Source organism: Bacillus seohaeanensis (assembly GCF_042684945.1).
Lineage (GTDB): Bacteria > Bacillota > Bacilli > Bacillales > Bacillaceae_B > Rossellomorea > Rossellomorea seohaeanensis.
The window spans coordinates 152,885-172,325 of the sequence record NZ_JBHUMF010000015.1 but is presented as its reverse complement, the minus strand read 5'-3'; the positions used below and the strand labels follow the sequence as shown (position 1 = coordinate 172,325).

Below are 19,441 nucleotides of genomic sequence, written 5' to 3'. Positions count from 1 at the left end.
GCCGCTGGAGCTGGATGCAACAAAAGCGGAAGCGGCTCGATCAGCTCGCGAAGAAAATAGGAAATTCGCCCAAAAGGCTTGTCTAGTTCCAGCGGCTAAACCCTCGAGGTCATAAGCCAAGCATTCCAGAAAGGTAAAAGCACCTTTCTGGAATGCTCGTCTTATGCTTGTCGGGTCTGACCAAGCCGCTTCCACTTTTTGAGGCTTTTTGCTTTTAGGGGGAATTTATCTTTTTCATAGCGAGCTAGCCGCTGGAGCTGGATGCAACAAAAAAGATCCTTACTCATATACTATTTCAAAGATTATAAAAATTTATGTTTGACAAACGTATTCATATGTTTTAAGATAAATAACAAATAAACGAACGATATTAGCATTGACGAAGAGGAGTACCTTTTACAAACACTTAAGAGAGCTAGTGGTTGGTGGAAACTAGTGTGGATGTTTTAGGGAATGGACTTCTGAGCTTCTGAACCGAAATCAGTTTAGAGAGTAGGCTTCAGCGAAAAGTCTCATCGTTACAAGAGACATGTATTAGAGCGAAGATGCTCCGATACAGAAAAGCGGACTGCATTAGTAGTCAATCGAGGTGGCACCACGGGTTTCCCGTCCTTATTCTAAGGACAGGAAACCCTTTTTTGTTACCTAAAAAGTGAATAAGTTAAATCGTTGAGTAAGAGGAGTACATATATTTGATTCTTTACAGAGAGTTAGGGGTGGTGAGACCTAGCAAGATAGAATATATCGAATGGACTTACGAGAGACTGTTTGAAAGGGAAAGTAGAGCAGTCCGGGTTCCGCCGTTAAAAGGATAGAGTATCGGAGTAAGGGATAGTTTCCATTCGTAATTATTGGAATCTTCACTTAATTATCAGTACTTAAAAGAGAGGAAGTATAGGAAAACTATATTTCAATAAGAGGTGGCACCGCGATAAGCATCGTCCTCTGCAGACAAAGTATTTGTGTTTGCAGAGGACTTTTTTGTTTTTAAAATTTTTTTGCAGGAGGAACAGAAGCATGAAGACTGTAACAGCCATAAGGTATGAAACGAAAGAGCTAAATGGTGATATATATACGCCAATATCCCTTTTTCAAAGCTTAACAGGTACGAAAAAGTTTCTTTTAGAAAGTTCCTTGAAACATGAACAGTCCGGTAGATATTCTTTTATAGGTTCCGATCCTTTTCTAGAATGTAGAGCATATGGAGATAGAATTGTCCTTGAAGATTTACAGGACGGAGAAAAAACGGAAAGGAGAGGAAAACCTTTAGAAGTGTTAGAGGAGCTCTTTCCAAAGGAAAACGATTTCGTTCCAAACCTTCCATTTACCGGAGGAGCAATTGGTTTTATCGGGTACGATGTCATCTGCCAATATGAAGAAATTGGTGTAGAAAACGAAGACCAATTAGCAATGCCGGATATCGATCTATTGTTTTATGAAAAAGTGATTGTATTTGATCACCTTGAACAGAAGGTGACATTAATTGCGGTTGATCCATGGACGAAAGCACAAAACAATAGCCAGAATCTAGGGCATGTGTTAGATGAAATGGAAGCAGCTATTCAAAAAAATCTTGTTCATCTAGAAGAGGAACAAGTGGAGAAATTACAATTTCAATCACAAACAACGAAACAAGCGTTTATGAGCAAGGTGGAAAAAGCGAAAAGGTATATTGAAGAAGGGGATATCTTCCAAGTTGTTCTCTCGCAACGGTTGATAGCAGATTTTAAAGGAAAACCATTTTCTTTTTATCGAGAACTTAGAAAAAGTAACCCATCTCCCTATATGTTTTATATAGATTTTGAAGACTATATTGTCCTCGGTACTTCACCAGAAAGCCTTGTGAAAGTAGAGGGGAGGACCGTAACAACCAATCCAATCGCTGGGACGAGAAAACGAGGTGTGACAGCAGAAGAGGATGCGGCACTTGAAAAAGAATTGCTTTCTGATGAAAAGGAAATAGCGGAACATCGGATGCTCGTCGATTTAGGCAGAAATGATTTAGGGAGAGTGAGTGAAATTGGTTCTATCTACCTCTCGAAATACATGTTGATTGAAAAATATAAACATGTTATGCATATCGTTTCAGAAGTGAAAGGGCAATTGAAACAAGGGAAAACAGCATTAGATGCGCTAATAAGTTGCCTACCAGCAGGAACGGTAAGTGGGGCACCGAAAATTAGAGCGATGCAAATTATTAATGAATTAGAACAAGTAAAGCGAGGAGCTTACTCTGGAGCAGTCGGGTACATCGGAATTAATGGGAATTTGGATTTTGCTCTAGCAATTCGAACGATGATTTTAAAAGATGAGAAAGCATATGTTCAAGCGGGGGCTGGCATTGTTCACGATTCAGTTCCAGAACAGGAATATGAAGAAACATTAAATAAAGCGAAAGCATTGTTGGAGGTGAGAAAATGATTCTGCTTATAGACAATTATGATTCTTTTACTTATAACCTTTATCAATATTTAGAGGAACTTGGTGAATCTGTCATTGTAAAAAGAAATGATGAAATAACGATAGAAGAGATCGCTGCATTAGATCCAAATGGAATTGTTCTATCACCGGGGCCTGGTACTCCAAAAGATGCAGGAATTTGTATAGATGTAATTCAAAAATTCTATGAACAAATCCCTATTCTCGGAATTTGCTTAGGGCATCAGGCAATTGGAGCAGCATTTGGGGCAACGATTTCAAAGGCAAAGGAAATCCGACACGGAAAAACGTCGAATATCCAACATAATGGCGGAGGGTTATTTCAATATCTACCACAGCCATTGGAAGTGATGAGGTACCATTCCCTTGTAATTGAAAAAGGTACATTGCCACCGATATTGACAAAGGCAGCGATTGCAATGGATGACGGAGAGATTATGGCAATTAAACATCAGGAAGCTCCCCTTTATGGATTGCAATTTCACCCGGAATCAATTGGAACAGTGTCAGGAAAAAAACTTTTGAAAAATTTTCTCCCACATTTAACGGGAAATACTTCTTCACCTCAAAAATTAGAGAAACTGAGGAAGTAAATAAGAGGTAACTGCTGGTAGGTTGAACGAATCTATCCATGAGGAAAACCACCTACCGAAAGGAAATTTCACTAAGCTTAAGTTGAGAGAGGAGAATAACCATGAAAGCTTATTTACAAATGCTATCTAACGGTAATTCATTGAGTCGAGAAGAGATGAGAAGAGCAGTAACAGAAATGTTTGTACCAGAAACATCAGACAGTGAGATTGCGTCATTCCTTACAGCGTTAAAAATAAAAGGCGAATCAGTAGAGGAAATGGCTTCCTTAGTAGAAGTGTTAAGAGAAAAAGCATTACCGATGTCTTCCCGTTTAACGAACGTAATGGATAATTGCGGAACAGGTGGAGACGGTTCGCAAAGCTTTAATATAAGTACTACTTCAGCATTTGTACTTGCTGGAGCTGGAGTGAAAATGGCGAAACATGGAAATAGAAGTGTGTCGAGTAAAACTGGAAGTGCCGATGTATTAGAAAAATTAGGTGTAGGGTTGGATTTTGGTCAACAAGAGGTAGAAGAGTTAATAGAAGATAACGGAATTGCATTTTTATTTGCTCCACATATTCATGCTGGTATGAAAAAAGTGATGAAGGTAAGAAGGGATTTGAAGATACCAACTATTTTTAATCTTATTGGGCCTCTAACAAATCCAGTAAAACTAGAAACACAATTGGTCGGTGTTTACCGCAGAGATATGCTCGAGAAGATGGCAAATGTTCTTCATGAACTAGGAACAAAACGAGCGATTGTCTTAAACGGTGCAGGTTACATGGATGAAGCATCCTTAGCAGGTGAAAATCACCTTGTACTGCTTGATAAAGGGAATATAACAGCTTTTACATTAACAGGAGAAGAAGTTGGATTACCGCATTATGAAAACAGTGAAATACGCGGTGGCGATGCAGAGGAAAATGCAAAAATTCTATTGGAAGTATTGAAAGGAAAGAACGGTCCACATTTAGATACAGTGCTCTTTAATACAGGGATTGCCTTATTTGCAAATGGAAAAGTGACGACAATAGCAGAAGGTGTCAAACTTGCAAGAGAGACGATTGAATCAGGTGAAGCTTATAAAAGACTCGAGCAATTAGTCTTATACAGTAAAAATAAACAAAAGCAGGTGATTTAAATGCCAACAATACTAGATAAAATTATTGATGAGAAAAAGAAGGAAATAATACAACTACAAGAAAGTGGGTTCTCTTCTTTAAATAGAGCTTTTACACCAGAAAAAGGTTTGTTTGAAACGGTAAAATCATCTGAACATCTACGGGTTATTGCCGAAATCAAACGAGCTTCGCCATCAAAAGGTGATATTAAAACAGAGGTAATTCCAGCAGAACAAGCAAAGTTATATGAAAAGCATGGTGCATGTGCTATTTCTGTATTAACAGATACCCCGTTTTTCAAAGGAACAATGGAAGATCTAGCATCTGTAAGAGAAGCGGTATCACTTCCAATTCTTTGTAAAGATTTTATTATCGATGAAATACAAATCGAACGGGCGAAAGATGCAGGGGCGAACGTAGTGTTGCTTATAGCGGCAGCGCTCGATGAAGGTAGATTGAGAGAATTATATAAAAAGGCAGTAGAACTGGGTCTTGAAGTACTGTTAGAGATTCATGATGAAGAAGAAATGGAACTAGCACTCTCTATTGGTGCAAAGATTATTGGCATAAATAACCGAAATCTAAAAACATTTGAAGTAGATCTTGGTACAACCGAAAAACTTGCGGCACTTGCACGAGAACATGATGTTGTTATTATTAGCGAAAGTGGCTTTCAATCAAGGGAGAATGCAGAGCGGGCAGCAGCTACTGGTGCGGGAGCGATACTAGTTGGTGAAACACTAATGAGAAGTGAAAATCTTTCAAAAACTTTTCAATCCTTTCATGTGAAGAAAGGAGAGTAAGAGAGTGACCAAAGTAAAAATTTGTGGTATTCAAAAGTTGGAAGATGCCAAGGCAGCTATAGAAGCAGGGGCTGATGCGCTAGGGTTTGTTTTTGCAAAAAGTAGTCGTCAAGTGACAGTAGAACAGGCGAGATTAATAACGGAAAAGCTTCCTAAAAGCATATTGACAATAGGAGTTTTCGTGAACAGTTCCAAACAAGAGCTAGAAGAGACAGCGAAAATAGCAGGCCTAGATTTTGTTCAGCTTCATGGTGAGGAAAGTGCAGAATTTTGTGAGTCGCTAAAAGTTCCTTATATCAAGGCTTTCCGTGTAAAAGAGGAAGCAGATTTACTAAAGGTAGAGAATTATAAAGGGAAATACTTCCTTTTAGATAGCGGCATTGGTAAGTATCATGGTGGCAATGGCACAAGTTTTGAATGGAAGCTTACGAAAAGTATACAAAATAAAAGACAATCATTAATTTTAGCAGGCGGATTAAATGAAGAAAATGTGGAAGAAGCAATAGATATTAGCTCTCCTTATATGGTCGATGTATCAAGCGGTGTTGAAACAAATGGGGAGAAGGATCCTAATAAAATCAAACGTTTTATCTCAAAAGTAAAAGCGGTGAAAAAGGAAAATGTCGAGAAGGAGGAAATAATATGAGTTATGCACAACCTGATGTAAAAGGGCTTTTTGGACAATTTGGAGGTCGTTTCGTTCCAGAGACTTTAATGAATGCTGTTTTGGAATTAGAAGAGGCTTACGATGAAGCAATACAAGACGAAACATTTTTAGAGAAATTTCGTTACTATTTGAAAGACTATATTGGACGGGAAAATCCACTCTATTTTGCTAGTAATCTTACAGAAAAGGTCAATGGTGCAAAAATTTATTTGAAACGGGAAGATTTGAATCACACAGGTGCACATAAAATTAATAATACGATTGGGCAGGCACTCTTAGCTGTACGGATGGGAAAAAAGAAAGTCGTAGCAGAGACAGGTGCTGGGCAGCATGGTGTTGCAACAGCAACCGTTTGTGCACTACTTGATTTAGAATGTGTCGTTTTTATGGGGGAAGAAGATATTAAACGCCAAAAGCTAAATGTATTTCGCATGGAGCTACTCGGGGCAAAAGTTGTTGGTGTATCACAAGGTAGTGCAACACTAAAAGATGCAGTTAATGAAGCCTTGCGTTATTGGGTTTCCAATGTAGAAGATACCCACTATATTATGGGGTCTGTTCTCGGACCACATCCTTTTCCCAAAATGGTCCGCGATTTTCAAAGTGTTATCGGAACCGAGACAAAACAGCAATTTTTTGAAAAAGAAAACCGTCTTCCAGATGCCATTGTTGCCTGTGTTGGGGGCGGAAGCAATGCGATGGGAATGTTTTATCCATTTGTAGAGGATGAAGAAGTGGAATTGTATGGAGTGGAGGCTGCTGGTTCCGGAGTAGATACGGATAAACATGCAGCAACATTAACAAAAGGGTCTGTTGGTATTCTGCACGGCTCGATGATGTATTTACTACAGGACGATCATGGGCAAATACAAGAAGCGCATTCCATATCAGCTGGTTTGGATTATCCAGGTGTTGGACCTGAACATAGTTACTTGAAAGAAATAGAAAGAGTGCAGTATCACTCAATTACGGACGAAGAGGCATTAGCTGCATTTAAATTATTATCCCAAACAGAAGGGATCATCCCGGCACTAGAAAGTTCGCATGCTGTCGCATATGCAGTAAAGCTAGCAGAAACGAAAAGCAAAGAAGAAAGTATCGTCATTTGTTTATCTGGTCGTGGGGATAAGGACGTAGAAACAGTAAAGTCATTGATGGGGGGAGAAATTAATGGGTAGAGCATTTTTAGAAAACACATTCATAAAAGTTTTAGAAAATGGTGATAAGGTATTCGTTCCTTACATTATGGCCGGTGATGGGGGAGTCGAGAATTTAACAGATCAGTTGTTAAAACTAGAAAATTATGGAGCAACAGCAATTGAAATTGGTATCCCTTTTTCTGACCCTGTTGCTGATGGTCCAACTATCCAGGAAGCAGGAAAAAGAGCGCTTCAATCAGGTGCAACATTAAGCTCGATTTTCGACCATCTTAAACTGCGAAGAAGGGAAGTAAAGATTCCGATCATTTTCATGACGTATATGAACCCTATCTTCCATTATAGTATAGAACGGTTTGTAAGTGATTGTGTAGAAGCGGGAGTAGATGCTCTTATTATTCCGGACCTTCCAATGGAACATTACGACCTTATTGGACCACAATTGAAAGAAGCCGGTGTCGCACTTATTCAACTAGCAACATTAACAAGTCCACTTTCTCGCTTAGAAGCAATAGCCAAACTTTCCGAAGGCTTTTTATATGCAGTTACAATAAATGGAACTACTGGAGCGAGGGAAGGGTTCGATACGACAATCGAGGACCATTTGAAAAAATTAAAAGCAATTAGTCCTGTTCCGGTTTTAGCAGGTTTCGGTATATCACAACCAGAGCACGTTCGGGAACTTTCGAGTGTGTGTGATGGCGTCGTTGTCGGAAGTAGAGTTATTGACCTTCTGCAAAAAAATGATAATAACGCGTTATTATCATTGATTCAATCAGCAAAAATGACTAAATTAGAATACTAATACTACAAAATAAATAATAGTTGATTCGTGATGAAAAAACAAAAAGGATACAAAAAACAGTCAGCCTAAATACGGTTTGACTGTTTTTTATTGGGTTGAATTATAGAAAAATAATACATAATCGATAATGTAAAATATAAATAATACGTATTTTTAGCATCGAATCGAGATTTCATTGGAGAAGTTGGGGAAAATGAAAGGGAGAAGGAATAGAAGGGAGAGAGAGTATTAGTGAAGATTGTTGTTTTATCTGATACACATATGCCGAAGAAAGGTAAAGACTTTCCAGAAAAATTAATAAGTGACTTGAAAGAGTGTAACTTAATAATTCATGCCGGAGATTGGAAAACTGTTGATGTCTACGAAAGTATTAAAAAGTATGGAGAAGTCATTGGGGTAATAGGTAATGTGGATGGAGAAGATCTCAAAGAGCTTTTTCCGTTAAAAACAACGATAGAGGTAAATGACTTACGTATCGGTGTAGTACATGGGCACGGAAAAGGAAAAACGACAGAAAGAAGAGCATTAGAAGCATTTGAAGGAGAAAATGTAGACATAATTGTATTTGGGCATTCTCACATCCCATTTCTACGTTATATGAATGGAATTTTACTATTTAACCCAGGGTCACCGACAGACAAGCGGAAGATGCCGTATTTTTCTCATGGTATTATCGAAATAAATGACGACTTGGAAGTTCGACATGTTTTTTACAAAAAATAAAAAGCCGTCTGGTTTAGACAGACAGGCTCCTATAGTGGATATTGATAATAATCCTGTGTTTGATACGTCACAAAACCAGTAGATTCGTAAAGCTTGAGTGCGTTCGCATTTTTTACTGCAACCTCTAGGTATATTTTTCTTGTATGCTCTGCCTCTATTTTTACTGTTTGTGCTAACGCTACTCTTCCAATACCTTTTCCTTGAAAATCAGGGTGAACGGCAAAACCGAATAGATAGCTTTCACCATTTTCACGCTGGACTTGTATTTTTCCTACTTGTTTTCCGTTCCTTTCGATAATGTAACGGATTTGTTCTTCTTTTTCTCCTATTTCTACAAATGCTTTTGCGTCCTTCTCTGGTACATTAAAACAAATTACATCTAGGTTTACTATATAGGAATCATCCTCCGACTTCGCACTTCGTAGGATCACTTCTTGATTTCCTGTTTCTAAAGATTGTTCATTCCATTTCATTTGGTATTCAGAAAAGTCGTATTTTGCAGGAATGGACGACAAAAACCTTTGTGCTGATAGAGATGATGCAGGAGCATTGACTAAAAGTTTTGTTACATTCCTTTGCTTTAAAGAGGTAATTGCCTTATTAAATAGCAAGGTAAATACTCCTTTTCTTCTAACCTGTGGATGTATCATTCCACATAATTCATACGACTCCCCAAAACCGTATAATCCTAAAAAACCAACGAGTTTTCCTTCTTCATAATGAAGAAAATCATCGTCATCATTTTCTCGATTACGTAGCATATCCCAATTCAATTTCAGTTCAATATTTTCAAATGTTTCACATTGTTGTTGAAGACTTTTTATTTCTTCTACTTGTTTTTGATTCAGCATGAACTTCTCCTTTAGTTGTAAAGTAGTAATGTTGAGTTAATAATATTAAAAATTCTAAATGTTATCAATCCTTTTGTTGATGTGCCTTCTGATTTGGGGTGTATAGTAGTGCTTAAACCTTTTATCAGCGTGTTCTCCTGATTTCTCCACTTGAATGAGATAAAAGAAAGGAAATCTATATTACATTCCACCTTCATCACCTTCTTTACACCGTTGCTTTCATATAGAAAAGGGAAGCGTATTCGTTGATAATACTAATTGTTAATGCAGGGTAAACTAATCAAAATCGATAAATAAAGGATAGGAGGTCGTTTACTTTGGATTCATCGGAATCACTATGGGAATTAATAAAAAAAGGAAATAAATCATCCCTCTATGCAATGATAGGAAATGCTTTTCTGGCTATTGCAAAAGCAGTAGCGTATGTTTTCAGTGGAAGCGGAGCGATGTTTGCAACAGCCATGCATTCTTTGGCAGATGCATTAAACCAAGGTTTTGTTTTTACAGGAAGTGTACTCTCGGAAAAGAAACCGACTGCCCGTTTTCCGACTGGATTTGGTCGGGTTATCAATTTATTTTGTATGGTAGCTGTTATTATTGTTTCCATTATGGCTTATGAGACTGTTTTAGAGGGATGGCATCTTATTCAGCACCCTGCAGAGGTGGAGGGGATTTGGCTTAACCTTGTTGTTCTCGGATTAAATATTGTAATTGATGGTACAATTTTAGTAAAAGTGATGAAAGAAATTAACAAAGAAGCAGGGGAAGCAGTAGGATCAGAGGGCTTTTTCATGGGAACGTTTCGAAATCTTAAACGAGCATCTCCACCGACAAGACTTGTTTTTTATGAAGATATGGTAGCTGTAACAGGGGCAGTATTGGCATTAATAGCAGTACTTGTTACGTATTTTTCGAATTTTGATTTGTTGGATGGGGTTGTAACAATTATTATCGGATTTTTAATGGTTGGAGTGGCCTTTCGTGTTGGTTACGATAATATGGTTGGCTTAATTGGAGTAGCAGCACCGAAAGAAATTGAAGATAAAGTTGCGGAGATTATTCTAGGAGACGAGGATGTAACAGATATTAATAAGCTTCGAATTCTCCAGGAAGGAAGGAATTACCATGTCGAAGCATATATTGAATTGCGTAAAGGGTTGGCTTTATCGGAAGCAGATGACATTAAGTTCCGGGTCCAAGATATGCTAAGAGATAATCCTAATATCGCGGATGTTACATTAGGAATAATTGAAGATGATGATATCAAAAGTTGGAATGCGGAAAACGAAAAAGGAAGCTGACCTAGTGTTATTAGGTTGGCTTCCTTCTTATGAATATTTTTTCTATCGGAGTTGTTCGAGCCGCTTCCGCTTTTCTTTGTCCAGCTCCAGCGGCTAGCCCCTCGAGGTCATAAGCCAAGCATCCCAAAAAGGCAAAAAGCGCACCTTTCCGGGATGCTTGGCTTATGCTTGTCGGGGCTGGTCAAGCCGCTTCCGCTTTTCTTTGTCCAGCTCCAGCGGCTAGCCCCTCGAGGTCATAAGTCAAGCATCCCAAAAAGGCAAAAAGCGCGCCTTTCCGGGATGCTCGGCTTATGCTTGTCGGGGCTGGTCAAGCCGCTTCCGCTTTTCTTCTTAATTATGAATATATTTTTCAAACACAAAACCATAATCTTTTAAACTATATTGTTTTTTCGTATCGGATAGCCAATCAAAAGCCAGTTTGTTAATTTCTTTAAATTGATTAACGACATCTACATTTTCCGTTCTTACCTGACTAAGAGTAGAAGACGCATGGTGAAGACTGTCTTTTGCATAGTTTGTATAAATTTCGTTATCATGTGTAATTTCAGCAATTTTAATGAGAGATTTATACAGATCTTTCACTTCTTCTAGATGTTTTTTATGTACATCAATGGAATAAACTTCAGACCCAATCTTAAATTTAATTTCGACATCTAAATCAACAGTTCCAGCTGTTTCTAGAAGTACGTTAGAGATGCGGTAGAGATGGTAATCAAAACGGCGAAGTGTTCTCTTTTTACTAGTAGCACTTGTCCCATCCAGATGAATCAATGCTTTGTTTGTAAAACAGTATTCGTCGGATTTTGATTTAATAAGAAAATAAATTTTTTCGCCATCTTCGTGCATAATGTAATCATCAGAATCAACCTTGTCATAATCTTGCGGCTTAATAACCGATCCAATATCACTTAAACCAAGTACATCTGCTGCTACTTTTCCAAACATATTTTCAAATCCTCTCTTAAAGTAAATTAATCACTTTTTACTCTATGGTAGCGTCAGTAAAATTATAACATATATTACTATTTATGAATGGTTTTATAAGAACGGAAATGAATGTGAATGATTTCACAAAAAACTCTTGTATTCTATAAAAGCTTGTTATATACTTAACACATAAAATAATTTGTGAACAATTTCACATGTTAATGTGAAGTAATTCACAATTAAAAAAGGGGTTTTCTCTTATGAAAATTATCGTTGTCGGATGTACACATGCAGGAACAGCTGCAGTTAAAAATATGGCTAGTTTATATAAAGATGCATCTATTACTGTTTATGAAAAAAATGATAATGTATCATTTTTATCTTGTGGTATTGCCCTATATGTTGGTGGAGTAGCACAAAACCCAAATGAATTATTTTATTCTTCACCAGAAGAGCTAGAATCTCTCGGAGTTACGATGAATATGAAGCATGAAGTATTAGAAATAGACACGGAACAAAAAAAGGTTATTGCAAGAGATATGACAACAGGAGAAGTAAAAGAGGATCATTATGATAAACTTGTCATGTCTACTGGTTCATGGCCTGTAATTCCTCCAATAGAAGGAATTAATTTGGAAAACATCCTTTTATGTAAAAACTTTCATCAAGCAAATACGATTATCGAAAAGGCAAAGAACGCAACAAACATCACGGTTATAGGTGCAGGATATATTGGCGTGGAACTTGTTGAAGCATTTGAATTAGATGGCAAGAATGTGACGTTGATAGATGGCGAAGATCGAATTTTAAACAAATACCTTGATAAAGAGTTTACAGATATAGTCGAGGAGGAATTTACACGCCGTAATATACAACTTGCCCTCAATCAGACAGTTACAAAATTTGAAGGGGAAAATGGTAATGTCTCAAGAGTAATGACAACGAAGGGGGAGCTTGAAACAGATCTCGTTATTCTTTGCGTAGGTTTTAAACCTAATACAGGACTTCTAAAAGGGAAAGTCGATATGCTAGATAACGGTGCTATTTTAGTAAATGAATACTTGCAAACAAGTGATAAGGATATATATGCTGCTGGAGATAGTTGTGCTGTTTCATATAATCCAACTGGAAAGCATATGTATATTCCATTAGCAACAAATGCAGTTAGAATGGGGACAATCGTTGCTCATAATATTATTGAACCGAAAGTAAGATATATGGGAACACAAGGAACCTCAGGTCTTCACATATATGATTACAATATGGCTTCCACAGGATTAACGGAAGTCACAGCAAAACAAGCAGGACTTGACTATAAAACGGTTGATATTATCGAAAATAACCGTCCAGAATTTATGCCTACTTTTGAACAAGTAAAGTTAAAGCTTGTTTTTGAGGAATCTACTAGAAGAATACTAGGAGCACAAATCATTTCAAAAGCAGATATGACGCAAACAATTAATACTTTATCTGTTTGTATTCAAAAAGAAATGACAGTAGAAGAATTAGGTTTTGTGGACTTCTTCTTTCAACCACACTTTAACAAACCATGGAACATCTTAAATGAAGCAGGACTTGCTGCGTTAACTCTCTAAATTCTTCAGAAAAGCTTTCTAATAAGGTGGACCTTATTAGAAAGCTTTTTTACATAAAAGTAAAAAAACGCTAAAATAGTAGTATAGCAATGAATTGGTGGTGATGAGTTGGATTGGAACAAAGTCACAAATCAACTAAAAGATAGAAAACCTCAAATTATTGACAGTGAAAGCTATGCCAAATTTGCTGTTCTTTTACCGCTTATCAAAGTGGAAAATGAACTTCATGTTTTATTTGAAGTAAGGGCAATGGAATTAAGAAGGCAACCGGGTGAAATCTGTTTTCCAGGTGGAAAAGTAGACAAAACCGATAAGAATGAAAAGGCTGCGGCTATTCGGGAGACAATGGAAGAACTGGGAATTACTGAACAAGAAATTCAGGATGTAACTCCGCTTGATTATGTCGTTTCTCCATTCGGAACAATCATCTATCCATACTTTGGAACAATTACAACAGAGCTAGACAATTTGAAACCTAATGATGCAGAGGTGGGAGAATTGTTTACTACACCGCTATCATATCTTCAAAAGGTTGAGCCGGATATATATAGCATTAAGTGCAAAATGGAACCAGAACAGAACTTTCCATTTCACGTTATTCCTGGAGGGGTCGATTACGAGTGGCAAGCCCGTAACATGGAAGAACACTTCTATTATTACGGAGATAAAGTCATTTGGGGGTTAACGGCAAGAATTCTTCATCACTTTTTGCAATTATTACAAAAGTTTGAACGGAATGACTAGATAGAGAAATAATTTTTGACAAAAACAGTGAAAGCTTGAGGATTTTCCGTAAAAAATGCTTTTTTCGCTAGGGAATACTGGCGGATAAAGCATTTTTTTATGGGGTTTTGTAGAAGTTATCTTGTTTGTTTTCTTGTAATGGAGGTATAAAATAATAAATAGAACGAGATAGAAGAAAGTCGAATTTACTACTAACTACTATAATAGATAGCTAATAAAAATATTTGAAAGGAGAAAAGAAAATGAAAATCCGTGCGAAATGCTGGAAAATGTTGTCGTTAGATGAAAAACTGTTTATTCTAAAAGCAATTTGTAACAAATCTTTTAACGTGTCGGTAAAATAACCCCTCCAATCCAATATAATAATCAAAGAGGTGGCGGAGTGCTGTCTCTTTTTTTGCTTTTACATGTTTACAATAGTCATAGAAAATAATTATTTTGTAGAAAGTCCTTGAATATATCGACGTATTTGTTGCTTTTCCATTCTTACGGTAATATGGAAAAATTTTAGTTCTATCTTTTCATTACATAACAATGTAATATAAGTTTCAGAGAGCGGCGAACGAAAATATACGACATAGATAAATAGAGTCATTACTTTCGCTCCTGTTTTTAAAAAAGGCAAAGTCGTTGAAAGACGATGACGCAAAGTCAACAGACCTAAGGTTTTTTACTATGGTGGCTGGGTTGCTGAAGAATGGAGAATGAAAACTCTATTATGAGTCGAATTCAAGATTCTTCCGATGCAATTAATTTTGTTTTGGAGGGATTTTTTTATGCACAAAAACAGTAATGTTGCAATAGATCGAGTGAAAAAAAGAGGGGAAAATAAAATGAAGAACATTTTTAAGAAAGCAGCAGTAAGTGTTGCAACGTTAGGATTGGTTGTTAGTGCTTTTGGAGCTACTAACTATGTAGAAGCAGCTGGACCAACAATTACTGGTGGATCACTATCAATGACACCATCAACAGTTGGAGTTGAAGCATTTTCAGCAGTGACTCTTGATGGAGCAACAAAATATTCCTATTCAAAAATAAATAACTTTACCGTTTCAGATTCAACTGGTTCAGGCTTAGGTTGGCATGTAAAGGTAAAAGCAGACCAATTTAAACTAGTTGGTGGTACAGATATAGATTCGAATAAACTCCCACTCCATTCTTTATCTCTTGAATCTCTAGCGACCGTAACTGCACAAGATACGGAGAGTATGGATCCTGCAGGAAATATAAACAAATTAAGTGGATTTATTGATAGCAGCGATGGTGTAGAAATTCTTTCGGCACCTGTTGACGAAGGAATGGGAACTTATGATGTGTCGTTTGCGGAGGAATCACTGAAATTAACACTTCTTCCTAAGCATGTGAAGGCTGGAACTTATGAGTCAACAATCACAGTTTCGATTACTTCTGGACCTTAATAATAAATAATTGCTATTTCCCCTGACTAAAATTAGTCGGGGCTTTTTTATATGGAAATTTGTAAAGTATTCGTATGTGAGAAAATGTTCTATGGAAGTTAACGTCAAGAGCAGGGAAACTGTAGTAGTGTGGCGGTATTAGTTGTTCAGAGGCTTGATCCAAGATACGTGAGCTTTTACCCTTTTATTTTGCACTTTTTCGGGCACTATAACGATGAGGTGTTAAATAATGAAAAAAGCTTCTTTCGTAAAAACATTTATTTATCTCATTACTATCATTTTACTCAGTTGTTTCGATTATTCTAATATTCGTGCACAAGAACCTCCCCTAACAATTGAACCAATTTATCCTGACAATCAACATAAAGCAACAAAAGGATACTTTGATTTATCCGTTAATCCGGGAGAGAAGTTGAACTTGAAAGTGAAAATTATAAATAATGAGGATAAGGATGTAACGGTGACAATCACTCCAGCTAATGCATTTACGAGTCCTACTGGTGGAATGATGTATGAGCAGGAGGCTGGCTCCGAGAATACGAGGCTATTGGATGATGCTGTGCGATTGGCGGAATATATTGATGTAAAAGGCAGTGTAACGGTTTCCCCTCATTCTGCTATAGAAGTTCCTATAGCGGTAAACACTCCAAAAGTGAAAGGGGAAAATGCTCTCGGTGGACTATTATTTACTATGCAAGGGGAGAAAACAGAAAAGGCGCAAGAGGTCGAAAAAGGAACAGCAAATTTTATTCTTAAAACTGAAACTGTATATGCAATTGCACTTCAATTAAATTTTCTAGAAGAGGTGCCATCCAATTATTTATTTGGCGAGAGTGGATTTCATGCAGACACCGCACAAGTGTATATAGAAATGCTTAATGATGCGAATAAAATCGAGGAGAATGTTAGTGGTAATTATACCGTAACCAATCAATCTGGTGAAGAATTGTTTAGTGGTCGATATGGTCCATTTAAAATGGCTCCCAATTCATGGATAAGATTCCCTATGCAATGGGGGCATGATACATTAGATGATGGTACTTACACTTTGACGATGGACGGAACCGCTGGAGATAGTAAGGTTACAACTTCGAAAACCTTCAAAATAGCTAATAAAGATGTAGAACAATATGTAGAAAAAAATGAAACAAAGCTTCCAACTGCTGCAACAGAATCAACAGTACCTACTTGGGTTTGGGTCGGAGGAGCAATCCTATTTGGATTAATAATGTTCTTTATTGGTAGGAGGAAAAAGTAAAAAAAGTTTAGAGATAGTTAAGAAAAAGAATCGCCTTTCATTCAAATATATGGAGTCTCCATATATTTAAATGAAAGGCGATTCTTTATATATCCAAACTATGAAACTTTTCTTTGATCTAAAATATTAGTAATTAACTTGTTCACTTTGATGGTAGAAGTAATAGCAACGATTAATAAGACGGCTACAACACTAATGACACCTTTCCAACCATATAATCCCAGAAATACGCCTCCGAGAGAACCAACGACACTAGACCCTGCATAATAAAATAGTAGATATAGGGAGGAAGCCTGTGCTTTTTCGCTTTTATCAGCTAATATTCCAACCCAGCCACTTGTAACAGAGTGAGCGCCAAAAAATCCGAAAGTGAATAAAGCAAGACCGAGAACCTTTATTACTAATGGCGTGAATAGAGTGAAAAGTGCTCCAGCTATCATCAACAGAATGCCGGATAAGATGACACTAGAGCGACGATTTTTATCCGCCAGCCTTCCCATCCACGCAGAACTAAAAGTACCTGTTAAATAAATAATAAAAAGAAACCCAACAAGCGTTTGACTTAGGTTATATGGCGGCTTCATTAGCGGAATAGCTACATAGTTGTATATTGTAACGAATGCTCCCATTAAAAGAAACCCATTCGAATATAGTAGAAAAAGAGAAGGATTTTGTAAACTCCTTACTACAGGTGAAAGTGTTCCTTTAATACGCAAGGTGCTTTTTGTAAAATGTTTTGATTTTGGGAGCATAACCCAAAACAAGATGCTAATAATTAAGCTCAGTATCCCTAAATAACCAATGGCTGTGTTCCAGGTGAAATAGTCAGATAACGCACCAACAATAACCCGCCCTGATAATCCTCCTAAGCTTGACCCACTAACATAAATTCCAATAACATATCCAATACTTTTTGGATGAAACTCTTCATTAATATAGGCCATAGCAATAGAAGGAAATCCTGCTAACATAGCACCTTGAAATGCTCGGATGATGATAAGGATAACTAAATTGTCGCAAAAAGTAACTGCGATGGAAAGTAAAGATGAGAAGAAAAGAGCAAACAACATGATTCGTTTACGGTCTAGACTATTAGATAAAAACGAGATGAAAAATAGAAATATTGCTAATGCACCAGTAGCGACTGACAAACTTAGACTGGCAGTCGCTGGAGATACTTGAAATTGATCAGCGATTACAGGGATAACTGGTTGCGTACTATAAAGGTCCGCAAACGTAACAAAACTACCTAAAAATAAAGCAATTAATGTTTGTTTAAATTGCTTTCCGTTTGGTGCAATAAAATCCATTACCATTCGACCTTTCATGGGTAAAGTTCAATAAAAATCATCGTTAACGGAACCTAATTTTATATAGTAAAGTTTAGCGTACGTAAGTGACAAAATACAATGGTCATGCATGAATCTTCATAATAAGTGGGAATTTAAGTAGGGATTTCCTATAATGGCAATGTAACGAGAATTTTGGCTTCGATGTATTTGTTAAAGTAAAAATAGATAAGAGTATGCCGATTCCCCTCACGGTTAGTCCGTACGTCAATAGGAATAGATTGTTAAAAAGTCAATAATTATAGCTAAATCTAATAATTTGCTTGTGAATTTACATTGGAGTAATATTTATCTCATGCTCAAGACGGGAAAAAGTGGTGTTGTACAGTAACTAAATTTAATAAAACTAAGTTTTAAAGGAGATAGGAAAATGAAAGCAGTCGTAGTAAAACAACCTGGGGGAGCAGAACAGTTACAGTTTCAGGATTTTCCTAAACCGACGTTGCAAGAAGGAGAATTATTAATAAAGGTGAAAGCCTCTGCGATCAATAGGTCAGATATTGTTACAAGAGAAGGGAAATCTGGCTATTTAAGCAATCCTATATTAGGGATTGAAGTGTCTGGCGAAGTAGTGGAAGTGGGACTAGGGGCGAATATCGAAGTAGGAACACGTGTAATGGGACTTGTTAATGGAGGAGGGTATGCTGAATACGTTGTAATGCCAGCTGACAGGGCAATAAAGGTTCCAGATAAACTTTCATTTGAAGAGGCTGCGGCTATTCCAGAAGTATTCTTAACAGCATATCAAACTTTGTTTTGGTTAGGAGAATTAACTGATCAAGATACTGTACTAATTCATGCTGGGGGGAGTGGTGTAGGTACTGCAGCTATCCAACTAGCCAAACAAATGACGGAAGCCAAAATCATTACTACAGCCGGTTCACAAGATAAGTTAGATTTCTGCCGCTCACTGGGAGCAGATATTTGCATTAATTATAAAGAACAATCATTCGAGGAAGAAGTTCTTAAAGCTACAAATAACCAAGGTGTAGACGTTATTCTCGATTTCATCGGTGCATCCTACTGGGAGAAAAACCTAAAGAGCATAAAAACAGATGGACGCTGGGTATTAATTGGTATTTTAGGTGGAACCCAAGTTGAAAAAGTGAACCTAATGGAACTTCTTTTAAAAAGAGTTCAATTAAAGGGTACTCTATTAACACCTCGAAGTGATGAGTATAAGAAAGAATTAACAGAAGAGTTTGTAGGCAAAGCGATGCCATTATTTAATCAAAATAAAATTAGAGCGATTGTTGATCAAGTATTCCCATTTGAAAATATACAAAATGCACATAAACATATGGAAGCAAATAAGAATTTAGGTAAAATAATCATACATGTAAACTAAGTAATGGATTACTTTTCAGTAGTTTTTTAAAGAACTGAATTAACTTGCAAAGAAGCTCAAGAATAGTATTTTTTTTAATTTTTTCCAAAAGAAGAGTTTAAAGCGTTTTACGAAAAATCAATTAGCTTTAGAGAGTTTTTGTGGTTAATAAAGAGTTAAAATTTGCATACTTGAGGCTGGGACAAATGTGTTCTGGGTGAAGAAAAATCCGAACTAATTCTTTCATTTGAAGGTGAATTAGTTCGGATTTTTTTATAAGTCTTTATAAAAGTTGTTCTTCTTTTTAACTTGTTCTAGCTGTTGATTGGAGTGCAAGACGAAGACTCCTGCGGGAAAAGCGGAACAGGTGAGACCCC

Annotated in this window: 17 protein-coding genes, 1 riboswitch and 2 other annotated features; of the genes, 14 read left to right on the top strand and 3 right to left on the bottom strand. The window is 36.9% G+C overall.

Annotated features, from left to right (window positions below; all coding sequences use genetic code 11):
* Positions 1-367: 367 nt before the first annotated feature.
* Positions 368-617, top strand: a binding site (T-box leader).
* Positions 618-660: 43 nt separating this feature from the next.
* Positions 661-949, top strand: a binding site (T-box leader).
* A 68-nt stretch (positions 950-1,017) separates the two neighbouring features.
* The 8 genes from trpE (at position 1,018) to ACFSUL_RS06885 (ending at position 8,294) form a co-directional block, all read left to right on the top strand.
* A complete protein-coding gene (trpE, locus tag ACFSUL_RS06920) occupies positions 1,018-2,421 on the top strand; it encodes an anthranilate synthase component I (RefSeq protein ID WP_377933921.1) in 1,404 nt (467 codons plus the stop codon).
* Positions 2,418-3,032, top strand: coding sequence for an anthranilate synthase component II (locus ACFSUL_RS06915; protein WP_377933919.1), 615 nt, complete (start codon positions 2,418-2,420; stop codon positions 3,030-3,032). Before trpE ends, ACFSUL_RS06915 begins: the two co-directional genes overlap by 4 nt.
* 101 nt (positions 3,033-3,133) lie before the next feature.
* Positions 3,134-4,159, top strand: coding sequence for an anthranilate phosphoribosyltransferase (trpD, locus tag ACFSUL_RS06910; protein ID WP_377933917.1), 1,026 nt, complete (start codon positions 3,134-3,136; stop codon positions 4,157-4,159).
* Positions 4,160-4,942: an indole-3-glycerol phosphate synthase TrpC gene (gene trpC, locus ACFSUL_RS06905; protein WP_377933915.1), complete on the top strand. Its 783-nt coding sequence runs from the start codon at positions 4,160-4,162 to the stop codon at positions 4,940-4,942.
* A gap of 4 nt (positions 4,943-4,946) precedes the next feature.
* On the top strand, positions 4,947-5,588 hold the full coding sequence (locus tag ACFSUL_RS06900; RefSeq protein WP_377933914.1) for a phosphoribosylanthranilate isomerase: 642 nt from the start codon (positions 4,947-4,949) through the stop codon (positions 5,586-5,588).
* Positions 5,585-6,787 (top strand): tryptophan synthase subunit beta, encoded by a 1,203-nt coding sequence (trpB, locus tag ACFSUL_RS06895; protein ID WP_377933912.1) that lies wholly within the window; start codon positions 5,585-5,587, stop codon positions 6,785-6,787. The genes ACFSUL_RS06900 and trpB overlap by 4 nt, the downstream gene beginning before the upstream one ends.
* A complete protein-coding gene (gene trpA / locus ACFSUL_RS06890; protein WP_377933910.1) occupies positions 6,780-7,571 on the top strand; it encodes a tryptophan synthase subunit alpha in 792 nt (263 codons plus the stop codon). The genes trpB and trpA overlap by 8 nt, the downstream gene beginning before the upstream one ends.
* A gap of 231 nt (positions 7,572-7,802) precedes the next feature.
* Complete coding sequence (locus ACFSUL_RS06885; RefSeq protein WP_377933908.1) at positions 7,803-8,294, top strand: metallophosphoesterase family protein; 492 nt, start codon at positions 7,803-7,805, stop codon at positions 8,292-8,294.
* Between the two features lie 29 nt (positions 8,295-8,323).
* On the opposite strand, the gene ACFSUL_RS06880 is transcribed toward ACFSUL_RS06885, so the two are convergent.
* Entirely contained in the window at positions 8,324-9,145 is an 822-nt protein-coding gene (locus ACFSUL_RS06880; protein ID WP_377933906.1) for a GNAT family N-acetyltransferase, read from the bottom strand.
* A gap of 317 nt (positions 9,146-9,462) precedes the next feature.
* On the opposite strand from ACFSUL_RS06880, the gene ACFSUL_RS06875 reads away from it, so the two are divergent.
* The gene (locus ACFSUL_RS06875) at positions 9,463-10,446 is read left to right on the top strand and encodes a cation diffusion facilitator family transporter (RefSeq protein ID WP_377933904.1); all 984 of its coding nucleotides are present in this window, start codon (positions 9,463-9,465) and stop codon (positions 10,444-10,446) included.
* Between the two features lie 330 nt (positions 10,447-10,776).
* Here ACFSUL_RS06875 and ACFSUL_RS06870 read toward each other — a convergent pair whose 3' ends face one another.
* Positions 10,777-11,391 (bottom strand): PH domain-containing protein, encoded by a 615-nt coding sequence (locus ACFSUL_RS06870; RefSeq protein ID WP_377933902.1) that lies wholly within the window; start codon positions 11,389-11,391, stop codon positions 10,777-10,779.
* Positions 11,392-11,633: 242 nt separating this feature from the next.
* Between ACFSUL_RS06870 and ACFSUL_RS06865 the strand changes: the two genes are divergently transcribed.
* From ACFSUL_RS06865 to ACFSUL_RS06850, 4 genes are all read left to right on the top strand, one after another.
* The gene (locus ACFSUL_RS06865; RefSeq protein ID WP_377933900.1) at positions 11,634-12,968 is read left to right on the top strand and encodes an FAD-dependent oxidoreductase; all 1,335 of its coding nucleotides are present in this window, start codon (positions 11,634-11,636) and stop codon (positions 12,966-12,968) included.
* A 108-nt stretch (positions 12,969-13,076) separates the two neighbouring features.
* Entirely contained in the window at positions 13,077-13,712 is a 636-nt protein-coding gene (locus ACFSUL_RS06860; RefSeq protein ID WP_377933898.1) for an NUDIX hydrolase, read from the top strand.
* Between the two features lie 610 nt (positions 13,713-14,322).
* Positions 14,323-14,407: riboswitch (cyclic di-GMP riboswitch) on the top strand.
* An 81-nt stretch (positions 14,408-14,488) separates the two neighbouring features.
* On the top strand, positions 14,489-15,130 hold the full coding sequence (locus ACFSUL_RS06855; protein WP_377933896.1) for a WxL domain-containing protein: 642 nt from the start codon (positions 14,489-14,491) through the stop codon (positions 15,128-15,130).
* Between the two features lie 229 nt (positions 15,131-15,359).
* Complete coding sequence (locus ACFSUL_RS06850; protein ID WP_377933894.1) at positions 15,360-16,388, top strand: DUF916 domain-containing protein; 1,029 nt, start codon at positions 15,360-15,362, stop codon at positions 16,386-16,388.
* Between the two features lie 98 nt (positions 16,389-16,486).
* Here ACFSUL_RS06850 and ACFSUL_RS06845 read toward each other — a convergent pair whose 3' ends face one another.
* Positions 16,487-17,698, bottom strand: a complete 1,212-nt coding sequence (locus ACFSUL_RS06845) for an MFS transporter (protein WP_377933892.1) — start codon at positions 17,696-17,698, stop codon at positions 16,487-16,489.
* Positions 17,699-18,107: 409 nt separating this feature from the next.
* Between ACFSUL_RS06845 and ACFSUL_RS06840 the strand changes: the two genes are divergently transcribed.
* Positions 18,108-19,085: an NAD(P)H-quinone oxidoreductase gene (locus ACFSUL_RS06840; RefSeq protein ID WP_377933890.1), complete on the top strand. Its 978-nt coding sequence runs from the start codon at positions 18,108-18,110 to the stop codon at positions 19,083-19,085.
* The last annotated feature ends 356 nt before the right edge of the window (positions 19,086-19,441 follow it).